We start from the raw sequence: 22,059 nt of genomic DNA, 5'->3' as shown, positions 1-22,059 counted from the left end.
ACCGGCCCGTTGCCTTTGGCAGCGGGCCGGTTTTTTTATGAGCCATTGTTCCCCTTACTCCTCCACGATGCCGGGCGTGAAGGGCTGGTCGGTGGGCTCGGTGAGGGTGCGGGTTTTGGGTAGGCACTGCGGGTAGTGCTGCTGAATGAAGCCAATGAGCTGCTCCCGCACCGCGCACCGCAAATCAAACGCCTGGCTGGAGTTGGCCGCACTTACCAGGCAGCGCAGTTCGATGGTACGCTCCTTGGAGTCCGTGACCTGCAGCACACACACGCGCTGGTCCCAGAGCGGGTGAGCGGCCACCACGCGCTGCAGCTCGGCGCGCACGGCTTCCACCGGCAGGGTGTAGTCGGTGTACAGAAACACGGTGCCCAGCAGCTGCGAGGTCGTGCGGGTCCAGTTCTGGAAGGGCTTCTCGATGAAATAATTGAGCGGCAGCACCAGCCGGCGCTCGTCCCAGATGCGCAGCACCACATACGTAAACGTAATTTCCTCGACCCGGCCCCACTCGCCTTCCACCACCAGCACGTCGTCGAGGCGGATGGGCTGGGTGAAGGCAATCTGGAAGCCGGCCAGCAGGTTGCCGATGGAGCGCTGGGCCGCAAAGCCCACAATCACGCTGGCAATACCCGCCGACGTCAGCAGGCCCGTCCCGATCTTACGCACCGTGGCGAAGCTCATCAGAATGAGGGCAATGGCCACGAAGATGATGAGCGACACGGTGAGCTTTTTCACGAACTGCAGCTGCGTAAAGAGCTTGCGTACCCGCAGGTTGTCCTCGCCGTTGATGTGGTAGTGCCGTTGCACCAAGTCCTGCACCACGTCCACGGTTTTCACCAGTCCCCAGGCAAACGTGGTGAGCAGCGCCGTTTCCACGAAGCGCCGCGCCACTTCCAGCGCCCGATCCTGCAGGGGCGTGAGGGGCAGCACGAACGAGAGCACCAGCACCGGAAAAAACCACGCGCTGGGCTGGCGCAGGTGGCGCAGCACCGAGCTGGCCAGCAGCGTGGCCGGCTCGCGCCGCACGTAGGCGGCCAGCACCCCGAACACCGCCACTTTCAGCAGCCACCCGGCCAGCAGGCTGCCGGCCACGATGCCCAGCGTGCGGAGCAGGGTTTCCACTTGGTCGGGAAGGAGGTCTGGCAATTGAAAAGGCATGATCAGGGACGCATGAGGCCGGCCGCGGCCGGTGGCTAATGCTGCCATGTACCCGCCGCATTAGGCTGTGTCTGAAAAGTGATGCTGCAAAATACGGCGGATACAGGCCAGCGAGGCCATGCTGAGGAAATGGGCGTCGTGTTTCTCATAGCGCGTGGCCACGCGGCGATGTTCTTTGAGCGAGCCAAAGAAGCGTTCCACCACATTGCGCCGCGCATAGCGAGTTGGCTCGATTCGGGGTGGCCGTCCTCGCCGCCGACAGCGACGGCCTGCGGCTGGTTGCCGACGTGGAATGACGGCCCGGATGCGACGACGACGGAGCCAGTGGCGAATGTGGACCGCGTCGTAGCCGCGGTCGGCCAGGAGTTGACGTGGGCGTCGACGCACCCGCACCTGTTCACAAAGCGGTTCAAACTGGGGCCCATCATGCCGCTGGCCGGCCGACAGATGCAGGGCCAGCGGCGTACCCGCGCCATCACAGACTACATGCAGCTTGCTGGTCAGCCCGCCGCGGCTGCGCCCGAGGCACTGGGCTTTTTTTTCGTGCCGCCCGCCGCACTTTTGGTGGCCCGCACCGTGGTCGAATCCACCAGCCACGTGTCCAGGTCTAACAAGCCGGCCGCATCCAGGCGCAGGCGTAAGCGGTGCAACACCCGCTCGAAGGTGCCATCAGCGGCCCACCGGCGAAATCGTTCGTACGCCGTTTGCCAGGGGCCGTAGCGTGCTGGTAAATCCCGCCAGGGCGCTCCGGTGCATAGGATCCAGAGTAAGGCATTCCATTGCTGGCGGTCATCGCGCCGGGGGCGCCCCAGACGTTGTGGGGGCAATTCGCTTTCCACCGCGGCCCATTGGGCATCTGTTAACTCATACCGTGCTGCCATACCCTAAGATACATAACACCCCTTTTCAGACACAGCCTAGCCAAAGGTTCTATGTGGGCAGGTAGCGGCTGCGGGCCGGGCAGTGGATCGGCGGTTGGGGTGAAGCTGAAATTTTTTATTTCTTCCAGTATAAATTGTACCAAAGTCTGAGCAATACTGACAGAAAAGCCACTATCAATACCTAGCATGTATCGGATTGTATATCGTAGCGCAGCAACCGGCGACCTGGACGAGCAGCAGCTAAAAGAATTGTTGCTGCGCTCCCGGCGCAAAAACCCAGGCGCGCTGCATCACGGGCCTGCTGCTGGTAAGTGGCAGCGAAATTCTGCAAGTGCTGGAAGGCGAGCAGCAGGCAGTGCAGCAGCTCTACGACGTCATTGCCCGCGACATCCGCCATGTGAACATCTACAAGCTGGCCGATGGCCCTATTCCCGAGCGTTCTTTCCCCGACTGGTCGATGGGCTTTGCTACGGCCAGCCCCGAAAAATTCGAGCAACTGGCCGGCTACCGCAACCTCGGCAGCGCCAGCTTTTTGCCCAGCAGGCCGCCAAGCATGGATGGGCCGTTTTTCGATGTACTGCGTGAATTCGCTATTGTCCATACCGCCAATGCCTAACACTTCCCATGCCCGACTATCCCGCTAACTACTCCGACATCAACCGCACGCTCTGGAACACGAAAACCACCCATCATGTGGCGTCGGAGTTCTACAGTGTGCCTGCTTTTCTGGCTGGCGCCTCGTCGCTGAACGACATTGAGCTAGCGCTGCTGGGCGACGTAGCAGGGCATAGCGTGCTGCATCTGCAATGCCATTTCGGGCAGGATTCGTTGTCGCTGAGCCGGCTGGGGGCGCACGTAACGGGTGTGGATCTGTCGGACGTGGCCATTGCCAAAGCCCGGGAGCTGAACGCGCAGCTAGGGCTGGATGCGCAGTTCATCTGCGCCGATGTGTACGCGCTGCCGCAGCACCTGCAACAGCAGTTTGATGTGGTGTTTACCACCTATGGTGTGCTGGGCTGGCTGCCCGATATGGAGCGCTGGGCGGCTGTGGTGGCCCACTTTCTGAAGCCCGGTGGCCGTCTGATACTGGTGGAGTTTCATCCTGTAGTCTGGATGTTCGACAACAACTTCACCCGCTTCGACTACTCCTACTTCAACCGCGAAACCATCACGGAGCAAGAAACCGGCACTTACGCCGACCGCGCCGCGCCCATCGAAACCACCTCGGTTTCCTGGAACCACAGCCTGAGCGAAGTGCTGGGTGCCCTGCTTGGCCAGGGCCTGGAAATCCGGCACTTCGATGAGTACGACTACTCGCCCTACAACTGCTTCGCCGGCCTGGAAGACGCGGGCGAGCGGCATTACCAGTTCCCGCACCTGCGCGGCAAGCTGCCGATGGTGTACTCGGTGGTGGCCCAAAAGGAGTAAGCGGCGCGGGGGCGCGAACTTTGCAGTTCGCGCCCCCGCGCCGTTAGGGTAGTTGCAAGAGGCGCGGAGGCTTTATCGTTCGAACGGCGCGGGGGCGCGAACTACAAAGTTCGCGCTACTGCCGCCGTCACAAACCGGGCGCCGCGTTGCTCAAGGTCGGCGCGGGCCTGCTGGTAGCCTTCTGCGGAAATGGCGCGGGTGGCGTCTTCAATGAAGAACACCTCAAAGCCCTCCTGCAGGGCGTCTTTGGCGGAGAAGTACACGCAATAATCGGCGGCGAGGCCGGCCAGGTACACCTGCCGGACGCCACGGCCGCGCAGGTAGTCGGCGAGGCCAGTGCTTTTGCGGTGGCCGTTGTCGAAGAAGCCGCTGTAGGAGTCGAGGTCGGGGTTGGTGCCTTTGCGGAAGATGGCCTCGATGCGGTGCTGATCGAGGGTAGGGTGGAACTCGGCGCCGGTGGTGCCCTGCACGCAGTGGTCGGGCCAGAGCGTCTGGGGCAGGCCGTGCAGGTCGGTCTGCTCGAACGGCTGCCGGCCCGCGTGGCTGCTGGCAAAGCTGCCGTGGCCGGCCGGGTGCCAGTCCTGGGTGGCCACCACCAGCTCAAACCGGGGCTGCAGTGCATTGGCCAGCGGAATCACCGCGTCGCCGCCCGGCACGGCCAGCGCGCCGCCAGGTACGAAATCGTTCTGGATATCAATCAGCAGGAGAGCTTTCATTCGGAGAAAATGGTAGTGCGAAGCCCCGGCTCCGCGGCTAGATGAGAAAACGGCAGAAATGTAACGCGAACTTGCCGGTGCTTCGCAAAACAAAGCTTCGCGCCATCAGCTTCCGGCTTTGGCTACACTACGGAAACCACCCCCATCCTGCTGCAGTCAGGCCCCTATTCGGACGCTTTGGCGCGAGCATACAGCCCATTTGCGCGGGTAGCCTATAGTTGCGGGCAAAGCCACAAACTGGCGGCTACTGGCAATGAGTAAGGCCGCAGGCCCGACGTGGCTGCTGCGGGCGTTGGCAACTCTCCTGATAACGATTGCGCAGAAAACGCTGCCTGTTGGTGCGGCCGGCCCCCGTTCTATGAAAGTTACCCGCTGGTCTTTCAAGCAGGTCATCCAGGCCAAGACCGTTACTAACCCGGTAAAGGACGTGGTGCCCACCGAGTTGCAGCAGCGCGCCCCGCGGCTTGCAGGCTCCGCTGACATAGTACAGTGCCTCACAGGCCAGACGCCCCTCGAAGCCCCAGCTTCAAAGCAGTATATTGGACCTTAGGATGTTGTGGCTGGTGGCAGTCTTGGTCTGAGGTTCCGCCGGATGGCTTCAAAAACAAATTGCCCTAAACCTACTTTTGAAAGCATCGTTCTGACAGCACCCAACCACTTAACTACTCTCCCTGTCTTATGCCAAAAATCATTTCGCCCCAAGTGGAGTTCCGCAGCCTGCTGCACCAGATGAAGGCCGTTACGCCCGAGGTATTCGCGGCCGATGGTGCCTTCCTCAACCTGCTGGAAGGCCGCTGGCAGGAGCCCGGCAAACCCCGCCCGTTCACCTCGCCTGTGGATGGCACCGAGCTCGGCAGCCTGCCCATGCTCGACCACGCCACCGCCATGCGCGCCGTGACAGCCGCCAAAAAAGAAGCCGCCGACTGGGCCCGCGTGGACCTGGATGAGCGCAAGCGCCGCGTGCAGGACTGCCTCAACCAGCTGCGCGACAACGTGGACCTAGTGGGCAAGCTGCTGATCTGGGAAATCGGCAAAACCTACAAGCTGGGCTTCACCGACATCGACCGCGCCATTGAGGGCGTGCAGTGGTACGTGGACAACATCGAAAGCATGCTGGGCACGCGCAAGCCGCTGGGCCTGGTCAGCAACATTGCCTCCTGGAACTACCCCATGTCGGTGCTGCTGCACGCGGTGCTGGTGCAGGCGCTATGCGGCAACGCCGTCATTGCCAAAACGCCTACTGACGGCGGTTTTATCTCCCTGAGTTTGACCTTCGCCATTGCCCGTCGCTGCGGCTTGCCCGTGACGCTGGTCAGCGGCTCGGGTGGGGAACTCAGCGACGTGCTGGTGAAGAATGACGCCGTGGACTGCCTCTCGTTCGTGGGGGGACGCTACAACGGCCGCAACATCGCCGACGCCCTCAGCTCGGAGCACAAGCGCTACATGCTGGAAATGGAAGGCGTGAACACCTACGGCATCTGGAACTTCTCGGACTGGGACGGCCTTTCCGACCAGCTCAAGAAGGGCTACGACTACGGCAAGCAGCGTTGCACGGCCTACGTGCGCTTCGTGGTGGAGCGCCGCCTGTTTCCGCAGTTCGTGGAAACCTACTGGAACACCATCAAAGGCCTGAAAGTAGGCAACCCCACGCTGGTAGATTCAGCCGACGACAAGCTGCCCGACCTGGCCTTCGGCCCCGTTATCAACCGCGCCCAGGCCGAAGACCTGGACCGCCTCTACGCCGACGCCCTCAAAACCGGCGCCACGCCCATCTACGAGGGCAAACTGGATGAAAGCCTGTTCCTGCCCGGCCAGGACAGGAGCGCCTACCGCGCCCCCCGCGCCCTCGTGAACCTGCCGCGCCAGAGCGAGCTGTACTTCAAAGAGCCCTTCGGCCCCATCGACAGCATCGTGCTGGTAGACCGGGTAGAAGAGCTGGTGGGCGAAATGAACATCAGCAACGGCGCCCTGGTGGGCGCCCTGGCTTCCGACGACGAGAAGTGGGCCGCCCGCACGGCCAAGGAAGTGCGCGCCTTCAAAATGGGCATCAACAAGCTCCGCAGCCGCGGCGACCGGGAGGAAGTATTCGGCGGCCTCGGCGAATCCTGGAAAGGCGCCTTCGTAGGCGGCGCGCTGCTGGTAGAAGCCGTAACGGAAGGCGACAAGCCGATTCTGGGCAACTTCGAGGAAGCCACGCTGCTACCAGAGAAAATCTAGGCGGCCACAGCACACCTGTAAATATCAAAAGGGCGCGTAGTTCAAGCTACGCGCCCTTTTGATATTTACAGGTGTCGTGATTCTATGTATTGGCGGCAAAAGCAAACGTCTGCAGTGCCTCCCAGGGGCCGCCGCGGTAAGCCCAAAGCTGCAACCCGGTGCCAGTGGCCTCGAAGGGCTGAAAATCGGCGGTCAGCTGCTGGTGCAGGCTGCGCGCAACGGCCGGGTCTACCTTGTTCTGCACCGTTACGTGGGGCTTGAGCTTTTGCTGATCCTGCGGTGTGAGACTTGCCTGCCAGATGGTCTGGAGCTGTTGGTGCAGCACCTGCAGGCGGTTGTTTTCCAGCGAGTAAGCCACGCCTCGGCCTAAAAACCGGAGCCCCGTAACGGCCAGCGGCAACGGCTGCTCAGTAGTCACCAGCGCCGCCAACTCCTGGCTGATGCGGGCGTAATCGGAGCCGGGCAAATGGTGGAATAGCGTCAGGTGGGCCTGCAGGAAGTTGCGCTCCGGTGGAAAGTGCTGCTGCCGCAGCGCATCAAAGAATCGTTGGCTGTCAGCATCAAGCGCCAACGTGAGAATGAGCGGGGCAGTAGGTTCGGGCATGTATCTCCTAACCCCCACGCGCCCTATTAGGTTGGGTTTGGCAGCAAACGAGCCGAAGGAAAGCACGCAATACGGCGCCTTCTGCCGCCTGTTTGTTGGGCCGAAAGCGCCGTAGCGTAAATTGTCAGATACTAGGAGCAGGGCTGGAGTTAGAGACCTTGGTGCGTGAGGGCCACCGGCACGGTGCTGGTTTGGCTGGCCTGCCGTACGCGCAGGTAGTAGAGGCCGCCGGGCAACGTGTGCGCATCCAGCCTGATGGTGGTGAGGCCGGTGGCGGGCTGCAGCCGGTGCACTACCTGACCCGTAGTGCTGAGCAACTCCAACGTGGTTTCGGTGGTGCTGGGTTCGGTTAGCTGCACGTTCAGCACACCGTCTGGGGCAGGGTTGGGGTAGGTTTGTGGGGCTAGCTTGCCAGTCATCCGCACGGCCTGCACCGGCGAGTAGGCCACTGTGCCATCGGTGTCGCGCATGGCCAGGCGGTAGTAGAGCTGCCCGTTGAGCGGCGCCGTATCCAGGGCGGAGTAGCGCTGGCCCGTGGATTGGTTGCCGGCCCGGATTGTCTGGATGGTGCGCCAGTCGGCCCCCTCGTGGCGGCGTTGCACAAGAAACGCGTCGGCGTTTTGCTCGCTGGCGGTGGCCCAGCTCAGGCGCACGGCCCGGCCTGTCGCTTCGGCCCGGAATTCGGTGAGCGTAACGGGCAGCGGCAGCGCTCCGGGCAAACTCACGGCGTCGCCGCGGGAGCAGCCAAATGCCGCGCCGTACGACTGGCCGGAATAGTTGCCGGTCAGCCGGTCGAGCTTGTAGATGGTGCCACCATCGGCGTCTACTGCATAAATGTTGCCGTCCCGGTCCGTAAACATCGAACCGATATCCTGCTGCGTGGGAATAGGCGTGGTTGGCTGCGTAGTGACGCCCACCGGTGCTGAACCCGGCGTGCTGATGGTGATAAACTGGTCGTCTTGGCCGAGGTAGCTCACTAGATTGCCGGTGCGCACATCAAACACCCAGTCCTGAATGCCACCCTGTGGGACCGGCGTCGTGCCGTTGTTGTTCAGGTAGGTCTGTACCTCGGCCTGGTAGCTGGCAATAACGGCCGCCGTAGCCGGGTCGGAGGTATTGAGGCGGCGCCAGACCGGCCCCGTGGCCGGGAACGAAGGCAGCGCCACCACGCCCACGTACAGCCGCAGGTCTGATACCCGCACCGGGCGTATGAAGGGAAATGGGATTGAGAAGTCGAAGACGTAGAATACCCGGAACGTGGCGCCCGCCACGTAGTAGTTGGAGCTGGCGTCGCCGTCACCAATGAAATTGAGCGTCAGGCGCGTATCCACAAAGCCGGATTCGCCGGGTTGCGCTGGAGTAGTTACATCAGCAGGAGTGGCAGGCGGCGTTACGGTACCCAGATTGGTGGCCTCGGCCGTGCTCAGGCTGATGCGGTAGAGGTTGGGCGGCGTGTTGAAATTGGCCACCGTGACCGGCTGCACCACATTCATCCCGTAAATGGCTGTCCGGTCGTTGTCATCAGAGCCCAGGGCATTGACGATAAGGGGCGTGCCGTTGCTGGTGACCGTGCCAATAGGCGTGAGCGAGCCATCGGTATTCACTTGCTGCAGCACCGACGGATTGCCTGCATTGGCCGGGCAGGCTGATGTCACGGCGAAGCTGCTGGTAGGTAGCTGGGCCAGCAGCTGACCACTCCCCATAAACAACAGAAAAGCGAGTAGAGTCTTTTTCATAATGGGAAGTGCTGGAGAAGCAACCATGCGACAGGATAAGCAAACAATGCACTGAATACGAATAACTGCGATTCCGGATGTCAGGTTGATTGATACTGTCTTTTCCCAAATAGATACAGAAGCTGAAGTGTAAGGTGCTGTATAATTAATATAGTGATAAGTCAATTTACGAGGAAAATCCGAAACAGTCAAGGCAGAGGCTGGGGCGCCAGCTGGTTAGGCAGAACTGTGCATATTTGAATTTCAGGCCCACTTTCCAGCCTTTCTCCCTTCCGCCAATGCCTTACTCTCTCCTGATTCGCAACTGCGGCCAACTGCTTACGATGGCCGGCAGCGAGGCCCAAGGCCCGCTCACCGGAGCGCAACTGCAGGCCTGGCCCGTCCTGGAAAATGGCTTCATTGCCTGCGAAAACGACCGGATAGTGGCCCTCGGGCACATGTCGGAGCTGGAGGAAACCCACGTGACGGCGGCCACGCAAGTGCTGGATGCGGGCGGGCGGGTAGTGATGCCGGGCCTGGTGGAATGCCACACCCACCTCGTATTCGGCGGCAACCGCGCCCATGAGTTCCAGCGCAAGCTGCAGGGCGAAACCTACCTCGACATTCTGGCCAGTGGCGGCGGCATCCTGAGCACCGTGCGCGCCACCCGCGCCGCCTCCGACGCGGAGCTGCTGGAAAACGCGCTGCACCATCTGTCCGGCTTCCGGCGCTACGGCGTCACGACGGTGGAAGCCAAGAGCGGCTACGGCCTCGATGCCGAAACCGAGCTACGGCTGGTGCGGGTGGCGCAGGAGGCCGGCCGCCGCCAGCCGGTGCGGGTCGTGCCCACGTTTCTGGGCGCCCACGTGCCCGGCCCCGAGTACAAGGGCCGCCCCGCCGACTACCTGCAGATGCTGGTGCGCGACGTGCTGCCGCAACTGAGCCCCGAAGACGTGCCATTCGTGGATATTTTCTGCGAAGAAGGCGCCTTCTCGGTGCCGGAAGCCCGGCAGTATCTGGCGCAGGCCCAGGCCCTGGGATTCGGCCTGAAAATCCACGCTGAACAGCTGCACGACCTGGGCGGCTGCGAAATGGCCGCCACGCTGGGCGCCGTCAGCATCGACCACGCCGACTACCTGACGCCGGCTGCCGCCGCCCGCATTGCCACCCAAACCCAGGGCCAAACGGTGGCGGTACTGCTGCCGCTGGTGCCACTGTTTTTGCGCCAGGACCGGTACGCGCCCGGCCGGGCCTTCATTGAGGCCGGCTTGCCGGTAGCCATCAGCACCGACTTCAACCCCGGCTCCTGTCCCAGCAAAAACCTGTGGCTGGCCTTGAGTATGGCCTGCCTGAAAATGGGGCTCACGCCGCGCGAAGCCCTGGCCGCCGCCACCATCAATGCTGCCTGGGCCATTGGCCAGCAGAAGCACTGCGGCAGCCTAGAACCCGGCAAGCGCGCCGATCTGCTGGTGCTAGACGTGCGCAACTACGAGGAAATCCCGTACTGGCTCGGCGAAAATCCGGTTCGGCACGTGGTGATAGGCGGGAAGTTAGATTAGTCTACCGTAGCCGATGTAACGACGAGGGGCACCGCATATGTGCGGCGCCCCTCGGGCATTAGCGAATAGAGGATAATGAGTAGGCTGGATAAGTGGAGTCGGATAAGTGTTGCTGGCAGATAGATGCTATAAAGCCCGGATTTCAGCTACCATTTCGGCTTCCGTTACGGCGCGCAGGGTGGGGGCAAAGGTCTGGTTGGCTGCTACCGTGGCGGTCTGCTTGCCGAAGTAGAGTTGGTTGCCATCCATGTGCAGAACCACGGCCGTTACGGAGTACCCTTGCGGCACCTGGCCGGCCACAAATGTATCAGAAGCTGAAGCGGCAGGATAGACCCTGAGGGCAGAATTGAGCGTGTTGAAAGCCAGATACACGATGGTATTGGCACTGGTGATGCCGGGTCGGGTGGCGCGTACCTGCACCGTCGTGAGCGGGCTGGCCGTCACAAACCGGTCGCAGTTGATCCAGTTCAGGCGGTTGGCACTGGCGTTATAAAGCCCAGCGCTCAACGATACCTGAAACCCGGTAGCAGTACCCGAGCCAGGAAAGAGAGTGATATTGCTTGGCTGCAACGGAAACCAAGAGCCGATCAGGGAGGAGTCAGCAGGGCTGCTAAGGGCCGAAAACAGACCCATACCAGCAGTGGTGCTCAGGGCAGGCGGCAGCACGGTGGTAACATCAAGGCTGGCATTCGGAGCCAGCACAACCTGCTGCCCATCCTGCGAAAGTCTGATGCTGAACATGCCCGCCGATTCTAGCAGCCGCCCATCCGAAATTGTAGGCGCGTGCGAGAAGATCATTTCGCTGCGCTTGGTAATCTCGCGCACCCGCACCTGCACCAGGCTGCCGGACATGGGTTGCCCGTAGATCCGACGCAGGCCGGCTGGTATGGTAATGCGGTAGGCACTGGCCGTACGAATCGTAGTATCGATACCCGGTCGGATATAAAACTGCTGCTCGGGCATGGCATACTTGGATAAAATGTGCTGCACAGGAGGCGCAGGCACCGTCAGGTCGCAGTTCGGTACTTCAATCAAGTCGGCGTCTTTCTTACAGCTGCCCAGCAGCAACATCATGGCCATGAGGCCCATCAACCGAATTTTCATAGGTCAGGAACAATGAAATAGTGGGGAAATAAAACCTGGCAGCAGCCGGCCCGCTGGCCAGTCGGGGGGCTTTAGCGCAGGTCGAAAGAGAAGCCTGTGAGCAAGCCGGCCGCAAACGGGTGGCGGGCTGGAAGGGTAGTAGAAGGAGGAGGATTGCCGCCGGACGGCGGCATCGGCGCCGGCACGACGGTGCCCGGCGCCACAATAGAAACCAGCGCATAGCGGCCAGTGGGCTGCAGCAGCAGGTGGAGGCGGGGCGTGAGGGCGTAGCGCACATCCAGGCCGGCCGTCAGGCTCACGCCCAGCCGCCGAAACGGGCTGTTCGTGGCCGACCAGGTCTGCTGCTGGCTGCAGGTGCAGGCGGTGCTGCCACTGGTGCGGCCGCCGGCGTACATTTCCAGGGCGGCCCCGGCGGTCAGGCCGTAGCGGAGCCGCGTCTGGCCGCCCAGTTGGTACTGCGCCTGCAGCGGCAAGGTGAAGTAGCGGTAGGTATCGCGCTGCTGCACGGATTGCAGGGTGCCAGCCGAATCGCGCCGGGACTGGAGCAGCAGGTTCAGGCGGGTGCCATAGGTAGTATGGCCCAGGCCTGCACTCATACTCAGCCGGGGCGTGAGGGCATAGCGCACCTGCATCTGGCCAGCAAAAGTGAGAGCCGGCCGCTCCAATGCGCTGAGACTCGTGGAGTCCGTGGCTCCCAGCTGCCGGTAGCTGATGGCGGGGCCCGCCAGCACTTCCACCGCCCAGCGGCTGGCCGGGCGCGGCACCTGCGGCGCCATCGTCACCGGCTGAACGACCGGCAATTCGGCAGCAAACTGCGGCAGCTGCGCCACTCGCGGGAGCAGGCTGCCAACGGGAAACAGCAGCGCCAGCCGCAACTCAGGAGCAGGCTGCCGACTACCGATACCCAACTCTGGCGCGGGTATCGTGGCGTGAAGACTGCCGGAATCAGCCTGCCTCCCTTCGCTGGGTTGCAGGCGGCGGTTTCCAGCGGAATCAGGCTGAAGTCGGGTTATGGCGGCAGCGCCGGGCTGCGGTTTGTTGGCCGCAACGGTCGGCAGCCGGCTTGCTTCCGCCGACGAAACGGCGGAGTCTGGAAGTATAGCTGCTGCCAGCGAGCGAGCGGGAAGCCTGGGGGAGCTGGCAGGCGCTGATTGGCCGGTGTGGCGGACGGTTGGCTGGCTTGGTGCTGCGCTGGCGCTACCAATGGTGAGCTTTGACGGTGGCGTATCGCGCAGCAGTTGCGAAGCAGGCCGGCTTGCGGTGCGCGAAGTCCGTGGGTTATCCGAAGCCACGGTACCAGCCAGGGCGGGACGCTGCTGTCGGCGTCCCGCAGCAGCCCGCGGCGAAGCTACTACAGACGCCGCCTCAGCCTCTGCCGTAGAAGCCGCTGCCGTGGCGCGAGGAGCCTGCTGCGTTGCATTCGCTGCTGATTCGGTCTCGGCTGAGCCATTATGACCATTGGCAGCATCGGCGGGAGAATCCGGGTTTCTGGCAGAGGAAACGTACCCATCTGGTTGAGCAGCAGTAACTGGCGCAGAGGGCTCTGCCGCAGTAGCCAGGCGGCCAGGCGCATTCTTTCTGGTAGAAGCAGCTGGCAGATTGGGAGCAGCTGGAACAGCGGCAACTTCAGGACGGGAAGCCGGGCGAATGGCCAGCACGCCCACCACGACCACGCCTATCAGCAGCAGCAATGCCAGCGCCCAGCGTAGCCGCAAAGCCTGGCGGGGCAGTGGCCGGGCAGGCTCTACCGGCGCTACCGGAGGCAGCTGCCGCTGGATGGCCGCCCACATGTCGGGCGGGGGCGTGCTGCCGTAGCCCTCCAGCTTGCGCCGTAGTTCTTCGTACAACTCTTCTGATTCGCGCTCCGTCATGACAAAGTGAAGTTGTTGTTGGCCAGTAGGCGTTCTTCCAGCAACCGCCGCGCCCGCGACAGTTGCGACTTGCTGGTGCCCTCCGAAATGCCCAGCAGCTCACCAATTTCCTGGTGCGAGTAGCCCTCAATGGCGTATAGGTTGAGCACCGTGCGGTAACCGATGGGCAGGGTGTTGATCAATGCCACCACCTCATCGGCGGAGAGCTGGTCGAGAGCCGTGCCGTCGGGGTGGGGCACGTTGGCGGCGGCCTCGTAGTCTACCTGCGGGGCCCGCTGGCGGTGCTGCTGATAGGCATTGAGCGAAGTATTGACGGCAATCCGGCGGGCCCAGGCTTCAAAGGGCCCCTGCTCCCGGTATTGATCCAGGCGGGTGAAAATTTTGATGAACGTGAGCTGCAGCGCATCCTCCGCCTCGGCCTGGCTAGGGCAGTAGCGCAAGCACACGCCCATTAACTGGTAGGCCAGCCGCTCATAAAGCGCCCGCTGGGCAGCAGGGCTCCCGCGCCGGCAGTCGGCCAGTAGATCAGTAAGGGGCTGCGGCATGCGCGGGGTAGGCGGAGAAATAGCGAATAAACAATCAGCGTAACCGGTTTCTGCCCCCATGACCGGCCACTGCCAGGAAGGGTTGCGTGCGCCCCAAAAAAAGCGGCATAAACTGCTACATTCGCCCCATGACGCTGCCCATCTACCAGGTTGATGCCTTTTCCGACCGGCCCTTTGCCGGCAACCCCGCCGCCGTATGCCCCCTCACCGAGTGGCTGCCTGCCGAAACCATGCAGGCCATAGCCGCCGAAAACAACCTCGCCGAAACGGCTTTCTTCGTGCCCCGGCCCGATGGCGAATATGAGCTACGCTGGTTTACACCCGCCGTGGAGGTGGAGCTGTGCGGCCACGCCACCCTGGCCTCGGCCCACGTACTGTATCGGCATTTAGGCTTTGAGGGCGCTGAAATCGTGTTTCACTCGAAAAGCGGCCCGCTACGCGTCAGCCAGGCCGAGGCCGGCATGCTCACCCTCGACTTCCCGGCCCGGCCGCCGCACCCCATTCAGCAGCATCCCGACGGCCTGCTCGACGGCCTGCGCGCTACCCCGCTGCAGCTGTTAGCCGGCCCCGACCTGGTCTGCGTCTTCGCCACCGAAGCCGAAGTGCGGGCCCTGAAGCCCGACATGGCGCACCTCATCAAAGTGGAATACCGCGCCGTTATTGCCACCGCCCCCGGCTCCGACGGGATGGACTTCGTGTCGCGCTTTTTCGGGCCCCGGGTGGGCGTGCCCGAGGATCCGGTGACGGGTTCGGCCCACACCACGCTGGTGCCCTACTGGGCCGAGCGGCTGGGCAAGCTGCACCTGCACGCCCGCCAGGTATCGGCCCGCAGCGGTGACCTGTGGTGTGAGCTGCGCGGCGAGCGGGTGCTGATGAGCGGCCACGCCGTCACGTATTTGCGCGGCGAGATTGAGGTATAATAAATCTGTCGACGGCCAACCCTATTACTTTAAATCAGCATCACACCGAATACTTTTTCCATTATGTCTAACCGCTATACCCGTTTGCTGCTGACCCTGGGGCTCAGCCTTTCCAGCCAGTTCGCGTCGGCGCAAACCTCCAGCCAGGACTTGGTGAAACAGGGCGTAGAGCTCCACGACCAGGGCAAGTATGAAGCCGCTATAGCCAAATACCAGCAAGCATTGGTTGTGCAGCCTAATAACATAACCGCCAAAGCGGAACTAGCTCTGACATTTAATCAAATTGGCAAGTATAAGGAAGCGGTAGAGCTGTGCCGTGAAGCGTTGGACACCCCTGGCAATAAGGGACCTAACCTATATGCCACCTGTGCGAATAGCTTGGACGCTCTGGAAAAGCCTGCCGAGGCAGAGCAGGTTTACAAAGAGGGGCTAAAAGAGTTTCCAGGCAACTTTTTACTTCTTTACAATCTAGGCGTCACGCAACAAAGCATGAATAAACCAGCGGACGCACTGATGTCTTATCAGCAGGCTATAGTAGCGAATCCATACCATGCCAACTCCAATGGCGCTTGGGCCGACGCTATGGTCACTGAGGGCAAAAGAATCCCTGCCGTGCTGGCTAATGTTGCATTCCTGATGCTTGAGCCCAATTCTAAACGGTCGTATGAGCACCTGACTATGCTGCATAAGTTGATGAGCAGCGGAGTCAAAAAAACTGATAATGGAGGTACCATTATCACGGTTGAAGTGGATCCGAAAGATGCCAAGCATAAAGGTTCGCAAAAGCAGAAAAATGCCAAGCAGAACGCTGCCACACAGGAGTTGATGCTATCTATGCTCAGCACGATGAATAATCTTCCACCTGAGCTGTCCAGTAACCCTGTCGAAACTTTTAGCTTTCAGTTTCAGCTGTTTTGCCAGAGCTTGAAGAAAGGAAAGGATGTGCCTCAGGGCTTTGCTTATCAGCATTACGCCCCATTCTTCAACGCTTTGCAGGATGCCGGTCACACAACCACCTTAGCCTATCTTATTCACCTTTCCGACGACGAAAAGCCGTATGTGCGTGAATGGCTGCAGCAACATGAAAAGGAGATGCAGTCGCTGGTGAGTTTTATGCGTGCCTATAAATGGCGTGACTAACACGCTGTTGTCAGTTACGCAACTGCTCGCGCCCGTAGTCGTTGCGGTCCAGCACCTGCTCCACAAACAGCGCCTTGTTGGGCAGCTGCAGCAGCGCCGCGTGAATGGCGGCCGGCACGCCGGTGTAGCGCACCAGCCCGCCGTGGCGGTATTCAATTTCCAGCGTCTGCGTGGCGGCCTCGTAGCCCACGGCTTTCAGGGAAGTAGAACGAACGGGGCGGCGCTGCATGGAATAGGTAAAGGGTGTTTTGTAAAATGTAGAGAATGTCTGAGTGATGAGAGGAAATAGTACCTTTTCAAGGTGACAGAAGGAAACATTATTATGTTTATAAATTATTCTATGAACCTTAAGAACCAAAGTTCATTGCTTAAATCTAGGTTTTTGATAGTTATACTCCTCATTTTGGCAACGCTGTAGTTAATTGAGTAACAACTGCTGTCAAGTCAATTGGGGACTGATCCTTCCAGTTGATGTTGAGCTAGGTTAATGACTAAGTCAGGATAATTGCGCGTATGCACGATCAGAAACTGTGGGTGATGCCATTCCGGGGTAAAGTCACTATAATGGACATATCCAGCTGACGTCGATAGAGTGTACCTACCTAAGCGCTCCTGTTTATCCTTGGCAAATAATCCAGTTGGGTACCCATACGTGACGGTAACATATTGATAATCCCGCCATCCTGTGGACAATTCTAGTTCTACGTAGGCGCCGGGCTTATCATCAGTAACGCTGACTTTGAGTGGTTTAGCAAATAGAATTGAATCCAACTCCTGGAAACCTAACGCGACCAAGAAAGCTAGCAGGAGCCAATACCTTTTCCTCATGTCTCAAAGTCTGTCCGAGAAGTTGAATTGTGCTAAATCTTCCCTACGCCGCGGGCTTCTTACGAACAGGCTTCTTAATAGTCGTAGTGGCCGCCATTTTATCGGGGTTGTCGGCTAGGAACTTGCCCCAGCTTTTGCTGCCGGCTTTCACGTTGTTGCCCTTCTGGTAGTGGTGGCACATGGCTACGGCCAGCGCGTCGGTGGCGTCTAGGAACTTGGGCGCCTCTTCGATAGGCGGCAGCTTCAGGGTCTGGCGGAGCATGTGGGCCACCTGCTCCTTGCTGGCGTTGCCGGAGCCCGTCACGGCCTGCTTGACCTTGGTGGGCGCGTATTCCACGTACGGAATCTGGCGGGCCAGGCAGGCGGCAATGGCCACGCCCTGGGCCCGGCCCAGCTTGAGCATGCTCTGCACGTTCACCCCAAAAAACGGCGCTTCGATGGCCAGTTCGTCAGGCAGGTGCTCGTCGATGAGCTCGGTCATGCGCTCGAAGATGCGCTTGAGCTTGAGGGCGTGGTTGGTGCCCAGCTTGCGCATGTCAATCACGTCGTACTCCAGCATGCGCACCCGCTGGCCCTGCACCTCAATCACGGCGTAGCCCATCAGGTTGGTGCCGGGGTCGACGCCCATGATAATCTTGGGCAGCAGGTCGGTAGGGGCGAGGGGCAGAATCATGGGCGAGGCAAACGGGGCAGAGAATCCGGGCGAAGCAAAGCGGGCGTTGATTTTCGTCGGTAACTTGCCGCCTTCAACCGAAAGCGCCTCCTCCACTTGCCCCGGCATCTACAAAACTACGTCCAAAAGCCGGAAAAAAAGCCGGCCACTGCCGCCCGCCGGGGGCAGGGGCTGGTGGTGGCGGGCAAGCTGCTTATCACGGCCCTCACGCTGGGGCTGCTCTACCACTCGGTGTTTGCCGATGGCGCCACGGCGGCGGCCTGGCGCGGCCTGCTGGCGGCCACCTTCACGGGGGGCGGGCGCGGGCCGGTGCTGCTGGCCCTGGCGCTGGTGCCCGTGAACTGGGGCGTGGAGGCCTGGAAATGGTGGCGCCTGGCTAGGCACCTGGAGCCGGTATCGTTCCGGCGCAGCTTCCGGGCGGTGCTGGTGGGGCTCACGCTGGGCTTCGTAACGCCCAACCGCGTTGGCGACTACGCCGGCCGCATCATCGAGCTCAAAAGCCGCCGCCTCGATGCGCTGGGGGCCGTGTTTCTGGGCCGCTACGCCCAACTGGTGGTTACGGTGCTGGCTGGTTCGGCGGGCTTGCTGTACTTTCTGCTGCGGTTTTATTTGCGCGGCTACCCGGCCAGCCAGCTGGGGGCCGTGGTGGCGGCCGTGCTGCTGAATGCGGCCGTGCTGCTGCCGCTCTACCGCTCCCGGCTGCTGCTGGCTGTGCTGATGGCGGTGCGGCCTCTGCGGCGGTTTCGGCGGTTTCTGGCCGTGATGCCCACCTACCGGGCGCCGGCCATTCATGCGGTGCTGGCGCTGTCGGGGCTGCGGTACGCGGTGTTCTGCGCGCAGTTTGGGCTGCTGCTGAAGGCTTACGGCACCCAGGCCGCGCTGGGGCCGGGCACAGCGGCGGTGGCGGGCACGTTCCTGCTCAAGTCGCTGGTGCCCTCGCTCAATGCTTTGGCCGATGTGGGCGTGCGCGAGCTGTCGGCCACCCACCTGTTTGGGCTGCTGGGCGAGCCGGCCTTGCCGGTGCTCAGCGCCAGCCTCAGCCTCTGGATTCTCAACATTGCCCTGCCCAGTGCCACCGGACTGCTGTTTGTGCTGCGCCTGAAAGTGCTGCGCAAGCGCCGCCAGGCCGATTCCGCCGCCTCAACACCGCCCGCCGTATGAGCACGCTACCTGGACTGCTGCTGCTGGCTGCGCCGCTGCTCTACGCGCTGCGGATGCTGGGCTTCCGCCGGGCCTGGCAGCAGCTGCCGGTTGTGAGCTTTGATAGGAGGGAGGACTTGGCGTGGCAGCCTGTCAGAAACAACATGCAGGCTGCACCGCTGCGCTTTTCGGTGCTAATTGCGGCCCGCAACGAAGCCGCCAATCTGCCGCAGCTGCTGCAGCAGCTGGCCCGCCAAACGGTGCCGGCCGATTCCTTTGAAGTGCTGGTCGTGGACGACCATTCCACCGACGACACGGCGGCCGTGGTGGCCGATTTCGCTGCATCCTACGAGTTGCGCCTTATCCGGCTGGCGGCCATGCCCGGGGCCGGAGTTGGGAAAAAAGCGGCCATTCAGGTGGCCCTGGCGCAGGCCCGCGCCCCGTGGGTGGTGTGCACCGACGCCGACTGCCGCGTGGGTCCCGACTGGCTCCGTAGCTACGCCGCCCTGCTGGCCGAGGCTGGCCCCGAGGTGCGCTTCGTGAGCGGGCCGGTGCTGCTGACCGGGGCCAGCACGTGGCTGCAGCAGTTGTCGGGGCTGGAGTTTGCCGGGCTGGTGGGCACGGGAGCGGCGGGCATTGCGGCCGGCAAGCCCACCATGTGCAACGGCGCCAACCTGGCCTACCGCCCCGATGCTTTTGCGGCCGTGCAGGGCTTCGCTGGCAACGAGCACCTGCCCAGCGGCGACGACGAATTCCTGCTGCACAAGCTCCACGCGGCCTTTCCGGGCAGCATCCGGTTTCTGAAGCACCCGGCCGCCATTGTGCGCACCGCCGGTCCGGCCACGCTGGCGGCGCTGCTGCAGCAACGGGTGCGCTGGGCCAGCAAGTGGCGGCATTACCGGCACGCGCCCTCGCAACAGCTGGCGGTGCTGGTGCTGCTGGCCAACGTGGCGCTGGCCGCCGGCCTGGCGGCGCTGTGCTGGCAACCGGCGCTGGCGCCCTGGGTGGCCGCCGCCTGGGCACTCAAGCTGGGCGCCGACTACTGGTTTCTGGCGCCGGTGCTGCAGTTTCTGGGGCAGCGGCGCTGGCTGCGCTGGGTGCCGGTGCTACAGCTACTCTACGCGCCGTATGCGCTGCTGGTGGGGCTGGCCGGCCTGCGCGGCGGCTACGTCTGGAAAGGCCGGCCGGTGAAATAAAGGCCGGAATTAGGTTGGGTTTGTGGCCGCCGGGAGCGTACTTCAACAGGGCGGCCAATAGTGCGCTGCCTGCGTCGCACGTTGTTATTTAGTATGTAGTAGTTAGATATGAGTATTGAGTAGTTGGACTTGTCAACTGATTGTTTTGCAGTGGATTGGCAAAGGTGTCTATGCTCAATACTCACGACTCAGTACTATAAAATAGTAGCGGTAAAGCGGCGGTTACCTGTCCTATTTCATTATACCGATGAACCGAAACTGGTTGGAACTGGTGTTTCCGGCGGCTATGGCGCTGTTGGTCGTCACGATTGGGGTGTTTATTCTGAGCATGACCGGGCTGCTGCATGAGGAAACGCCAAGCCTGGCAAACGACGTCTTGGAGCCGACGGAAGCGCCCTTGGCAGTTGACTCCGCTACGGCAAACGCCCCGCTGCCGCCCGGCGCCGACCCGGCCGCCATTGCCGCCGGCGACGCCCTCTTCAAGGGCAACTGTGCCCAGTGTCACGCCATCAACGACGTGGTAGTGGGCCCGGCGCTGGCGGGGCTCGCCAAACGCCGCCCCGAAAGCTGGCTGATTCCCTGGATTAAAAACTCCAGCAAAGTGGTAGCCAGCGGCGACGAGTACGCTGTGAAGATTTTCAATCAGTACCAGAAGCAGCAGATGCCCAGCTTCCAGCTCAGCGACGACGAAATCCGGCAGATTCTGCTCTATGTTCGTTCGCAGGATGCCTTCGCCGAAACTGCCGGCCCAGGTTTGGTAGTGGTCGACTGACAAAAACCGCTGAATTGCGGGCGGGCTGCTACCTTTGGCTCCTGTTTCCGCCTTTGCCCTCCTCTCCGTGACTGACCCCGAATTCGATATTCTCGACGAGCTGTATTTCGTCACTCCCTTTGCCGCCCTGCGCCAGAAAACCGGCCTGCCGGCTGCCGAGCTGACCCAGCACCTGCGCAGCCTGCTCGAGCGCGGCCTCATCCGCAGCTACTGGCCCGACCCCGACACCGAGCTGGCCTACGAGGAAAGCTCGTTCGGGGCGCTCAGCCAGGATTGCCTGTTTCTGGCTTCCAAGGAAGGCCTGTTGCAGCACAACACCCGCTAGCCGTGGCCGGCTCCACGCTCACACGCACGCAAGCAACCACGGCCGGCGCCGCGGCCCGGTCGCCGGGCTACTATGTGCGGCAGCGGCTGCTCGGCAACCGCCCGGCCATGGCTGGGCTGGGCTTCATTGTGCTGTGCTCCCTGATTGCGGTGCTGGGCTACTGGGTGCTGCCCGACAACTCGCCTAACGCCAACAACAGCCTGGTGCAGCTGCAGAAAGAGCCGCCCGGCTTCCAAGCCACGGTGCTGCGCCTGCCCATCCGGGACTCCCTGCGCTCGGCATCCGACAACATTTTCCGGACCTGGGCCTCGGGCCGCGCCCCGCGCTACCAGGAAGTGCCCATCGGCGGCTACCGCTTCCAGGGCGACTCCGTGTTCATCGAGCCCTACCAAAACCACTCAGCTCTGGCCGACAAGGCCCGCCGCTATTCGCTGGCCGAGGTAGCGGGGCAGCCCGGCACCCGCGCCGAGCTGCAGCAGCTGGTGGCGCAGGAGCGCATCGGGCCGCGCACCTACTGGCTGGGCACCGACAAATCGGGCCGCGACGAGTTGAGCCGGCTGCTGCTGGGCACCCGCGTCAGTCTCGGCATTGGGCTGGTGGCGGTGCTGATTTCGGTGGTGCTGGGCATGGCCGTCGGCGCCGTGGCCGGCTACGTGGGCGGCTGGCTCGACTCGCTGCTGCTGGGCGTAATGACCGTGGTGTGGAGCATTCCGGGCATCATGCTGGTCATTGCCATTTCGCTGGCCCTCGACAGCAAGGGCGTCTGGACCTCATTTGTGGCCGTGGGCCTCACCATGTGGGTGGACGTGGCCCGGGTGGTGCGTGGTCAGATGCTGAGCTTGCGCGAAAAAACCTTCGTGGAAGCCGGCCGCGTGCTGGGCCTCCCGCAAAGCCGCCTCATCATCCGGCACCTGCTGCCCAACATGACCGGGCCGCTGATTGTCATTGCAACCAGTAATTTTGCGGCGGCCATTCTGCTCGAAGCCGGCCTGAGCTTTCTAGGCTTGGGCGTGCAGCCGCCGGCCCCGTCGTGGGGGCTGATGGTGAACGAAGGCTTCCAGCTGCTGGGCACCGAAGCCGGCCTCTGGCTGACGCTGCTGCCCGGCCTGGCCATCAGCCTGCTGGTGCTCAGCTTCAACCTGCTCGGCAACGGCCTCCGCGACGCCTACGATCCTAAAACGCCTTTAAATGGTTGAATTGCTGCATTGTTAAATGGTTGGTCGTTCTACCATGCCGTTGCACGAATAACCATTAAGCCATTTAACAA

The 22,059-nt window shown here is 62.0% G+C and carries 20 protein-coding genes and 2 pseudogenes; 12 read left to right on the top strand and 10 right to left on the bottom strand.

Translation table 11 applies throughout. The features are described 5' to 3' along the window. Positions 1-54: 54 nt before the first annotated feature. Together N008_RS01160 and N008_RS22165 are read right to left on the bottom strand one after the other, a co-directional pair. Entirely contained in the window at positions 55-1,146 is a 1,092-nt protein-coding gene (locus N008_RS01160) for a mechanosensitive ion channel family protein (protein WP_231569763.1), read from the bottom strand. A gap of 72 nt (positions 1,147-1,218) precedes the next feature. Further along, a pseudogene (locus N008_RS22165) lies at positions 1,219-1,970 on the bottom strand (IS5 family transposase). Between the two features lie 355 nt (positions 1,971-2,325). Between N008_RS22165 and N008_RS21150 the strand changes: the two are divergent. Both N008_RS21150 and N008_RS01145 read left to right on the top strand, forming a co-directional pair. Then, positions 2,326-2,655: pseudogene (locus tag N008_RS21150) on the top strand (BLUF domain-containing protein); the annotation flags it as partial. An 8-nt stretch (positions 2,656-2,663) separates the two neighbouring features. Next, entirely contained in the window at positions 2,664-3,467 is an 804-nt protein-coding gene (locus tag N008_RS01145) for a class I SAM-dependent methyltransferase (protein ID WP_044013122.1), read from the top strand. 101 nt (positions 3,468-3,568) lie between these two features. Here N008_RS01145 and pncA read toward each other — a convergent pair whose 3' ends face one another. Beyond that, entirely contained in the window at positions 3,569-4,183 is a 615-nt protein-coding gene (gene pncA / locus N008_RS01140; protein WP_044013120.1) for a bifunctional nicotinamidase/pyrazinamidase, read from the bottom strand. A gap of 678 nt (positions 4,184-4,861) precedes the next feature. On the opposite strand from pncA, the gene N008_RS01130 reads away from it, so the two are divergent. Further along, on the top strand, positions 4,862-6,400 hold the full coding sequence (locus tag N008_RS01130) for an aldehyde dehydrogenase family protein (protein WP_044013117.1): 1,539 nt from the start codon (positions 4,862-4,864) through the stop codon (positions 6,398-6,400). Between the two features lie 82 nt (positions 6,401-6,482). Here the strand turns inward: N008_RS01130 and N008_RS01125 are convergent, their stop codons facing one another. Together N008_RS01125 and N008_RS21145 are read right to left on the bottom strand one after the other, a co-directional pair. Continuing rightward, complete coding sequence (locus tag N008_RS01125) at positions 6,483-7,004, bottom strand: 2'-5' RNA ligase family protein (RefSeq protein WP_044013115.1); 522 nt, start codon at positions 7,002-7,004, stop codon at positions 6,483-6,485. A gap of 149 nt (positions 7,005-7,153) precedes the next feature. Further along, positions 7,154-8,740 carry a T9SS type A sorting domain-containing protein gene (locus N008_RS21145; protein ID WP_197062922.1) on the bottom strand — a complete coding sequence of 529 codons (1,587 nt, stop codon included), beginning with the start codon at positions 8,738-8,740 and terminating at the stop codon, positions 7,154-7,156. Positions 8,741-9,018: 278 nt separating this feature from the next. Between N008_RS21145 and hutI the strand changes: the two genes are divergently transcribed. Then, a complete protein-coding gene (gene hutI / locus N008_RS01115; RefSeq protein ID WP_044013112.1) occupies positions 9,019-10,278 on the top strand; it encodes an imidazolonepropionase in 1,260 nt (419 codons plus the stop codon). Positions 10,279-10,404: 126 nt separating this feature from the next. Here the strand turns inward: hutI and N008_RS01110 are convergent, their stop codons facing one another. After that, positions 10,405-11,382 (bottom strand): hypothetical protein, encoded by a 978-nt coding sequence (locus tag N008_RS01110; protein WP_044013110.1) that lies wholly within the window; start codon positions 11,380-11,382, stop codon positions 10,405-10,407. 71 nt (positions 11,383-11,453) lie between these two features. Next, positions 11,454-12,290 (bottom strand): porin family protein, encoded by an 837-nt coding sequence (locus N008_RS23495; RefSeq protein ID WP_197062921.1) that lies wholly within the window; start codon positions 12,288-12,290, stop codon positions 11,454-11,456. Between the two features lie 739 nt (positions 12,291-13,029). Here N008_RS23495 and N008_RS23490 point away from each other — a divergent pair. Beyond that, on the top strand, positions 13,030-13,197 hold the full coding sequence (locus tag N008_RS23490; protein ID WP_197062920.1) for a hypothetical protein: 168 nt from the start codon (positions 13,030-13,032) through the stop codon (positions 13,195-13,197). Positions 13,198-13,249: 52 nt separating this feature from the next. On the opposite strand, the gene N008_RS01095 is transcribed toward N008_RS23490, so the two are convergent. After that, complete coding sequence (locus N008_RS01095; protein ID WP_044013105.1) at positions 13,250-13,798, bottom strand: RNA polymerase sigma factor; 549 nt, start codon at positions 13,796-13,798, stop codon at positions 13,250-13,252. Between the two features lie 128 nt (positions 13,799-13,926). Here N008_RS01095 and N008_RS01090 point away from each other — a divergent pair, with 128 nt between their 5' ends. Beyond that, the gene (locus tag N008_RS01090; protein WP_044018150.1) at positions 13,927-14,718 is read left to right on the top strand and encodes a PhzF family phenazine biosynthesis protein; all 792 of its coding nucleotides are present in this window, start codon (positions 13,927-13,929) and stop codon (positions 14,716-14,718) included. A 63-nt stretch (positions 14,719-14,781) separates the two neighbouring features. Next, positions 14,782-15,858: a tetratricopeptide repeat protein gene (locus N008_RS01085; protein ID WP_044013103.1), complete on the top strand. Its 1,077-nt coding sequence runs from the start codon at positions 14,782-14,784 to the stop codon at positions 15,856-15,858. A 10-nt stretch (positions 15,859-15,868) separates the two neighbouring features. Here N008_RS01085 and N008_RS01080 read toward each other — a convergent pair whose 3' ends face one another. Both N008_RS01080 and ruvC read right to left on the bottom strand, forming a co-directional pair. Continuing rightward, positions 15,869-16,087: a KTSC domain-containing protein gene (locus N008_RS01080; RefSeq protein ID WP_044013102.1), complete on the bottom strand. Its 219-nt coding sequence runs from the start codon at positions 16,085-16,087 to the stop codon at positions 15,869-15,871. Positions 16,088-16,729: 642 nt separating this feature from the next. Continuing rightward, positions 16,730-17,359, bottom strand: coding sequence for a crossover junction endodeoxyribonuclease RuvC (gene ruvC, locus N008_RS01075; RefSeq protein ID WP_044018149.1), 630 nt, complete (start codon positions 17,357-17,359; stop codon positions 16,730-16,732). Between the two features lie 96 nt (positions 17,360-17,455). Here ruvC and N008_RS01070 point away from each other — a divergent pair, with 96 nt between their 5' ends. From N008_RS01070 to N008_RS01050, 5 genes are all read left to right on the top strand, one after another. Continuing rightward, positions 17,456-18,520: a YbhN family protein gene (locus tag N008_RS01070; protein ID WP_081910534.1), complete on the top strand. Its 1,065-nt coding sequence runs from the start codon at positions 17,456-17,458 to the stop codon at positions 18,518-18,520. Beyond that, complete coding sequence (locus tag N008_RS01065; protein ID WP_044013100.1) at positions 18,517-19,695, top strand: glycosyltransferase; 1,179 nt, start codon at positions 18,517-18,519, stop codon at positions 19,693-19,695. Before N008_RS01070 ends, N008_RS01065 begins: the two co-directional genes overlap by 4 nt. Before the next feature lie 247 nt (positions 19,696-19,942). Continuing rightward, entirely contained in the window at positions 19,943-20,467 is a 525-nt protein-coding gene (locus tag N008_RS01060; protein WP_044013098.1) for a c-type cytochrome, read from the top strand. A 67-nt stretch (positions 20,468-20,534) separates the two neighbouring features. Then, on the top strand, positions 20,535-20,792 hold the full coding sequence (locus tag N008_RS01055) for a MarR family transcriptional regulator (protein WP_044013096.1): 258 nt from the start codon (positions 20,535-20,537) through the stop codon (positions 20,790-20,792). 2 nt (positions 20,793-20,794) lie between these two features. Beyond that, positions 20,795-21,988, top strand: coding sequence for an ABC transporter permease (locus N008_RS01050; RefSeq protein ID WP_052381055.1), 1,194 nt, complete (start codon positions 20,795-20,797; stop codon positions 21,986-21,988). Positions 21,989-22,059: the final 71 nt, after the last annotated feature.

It is taken from the genome of Hymenobacter sp. APR13, from assembly GCF_000737515.1.
GTDB lineage: Bacteria > Bacteroidota > Bacteroidia > Cytophagales > Hymenobacteraceae > Hymenobacter.
This window is presented reverse-complemented; position numbering and strand designations above follow the sequence as displayed.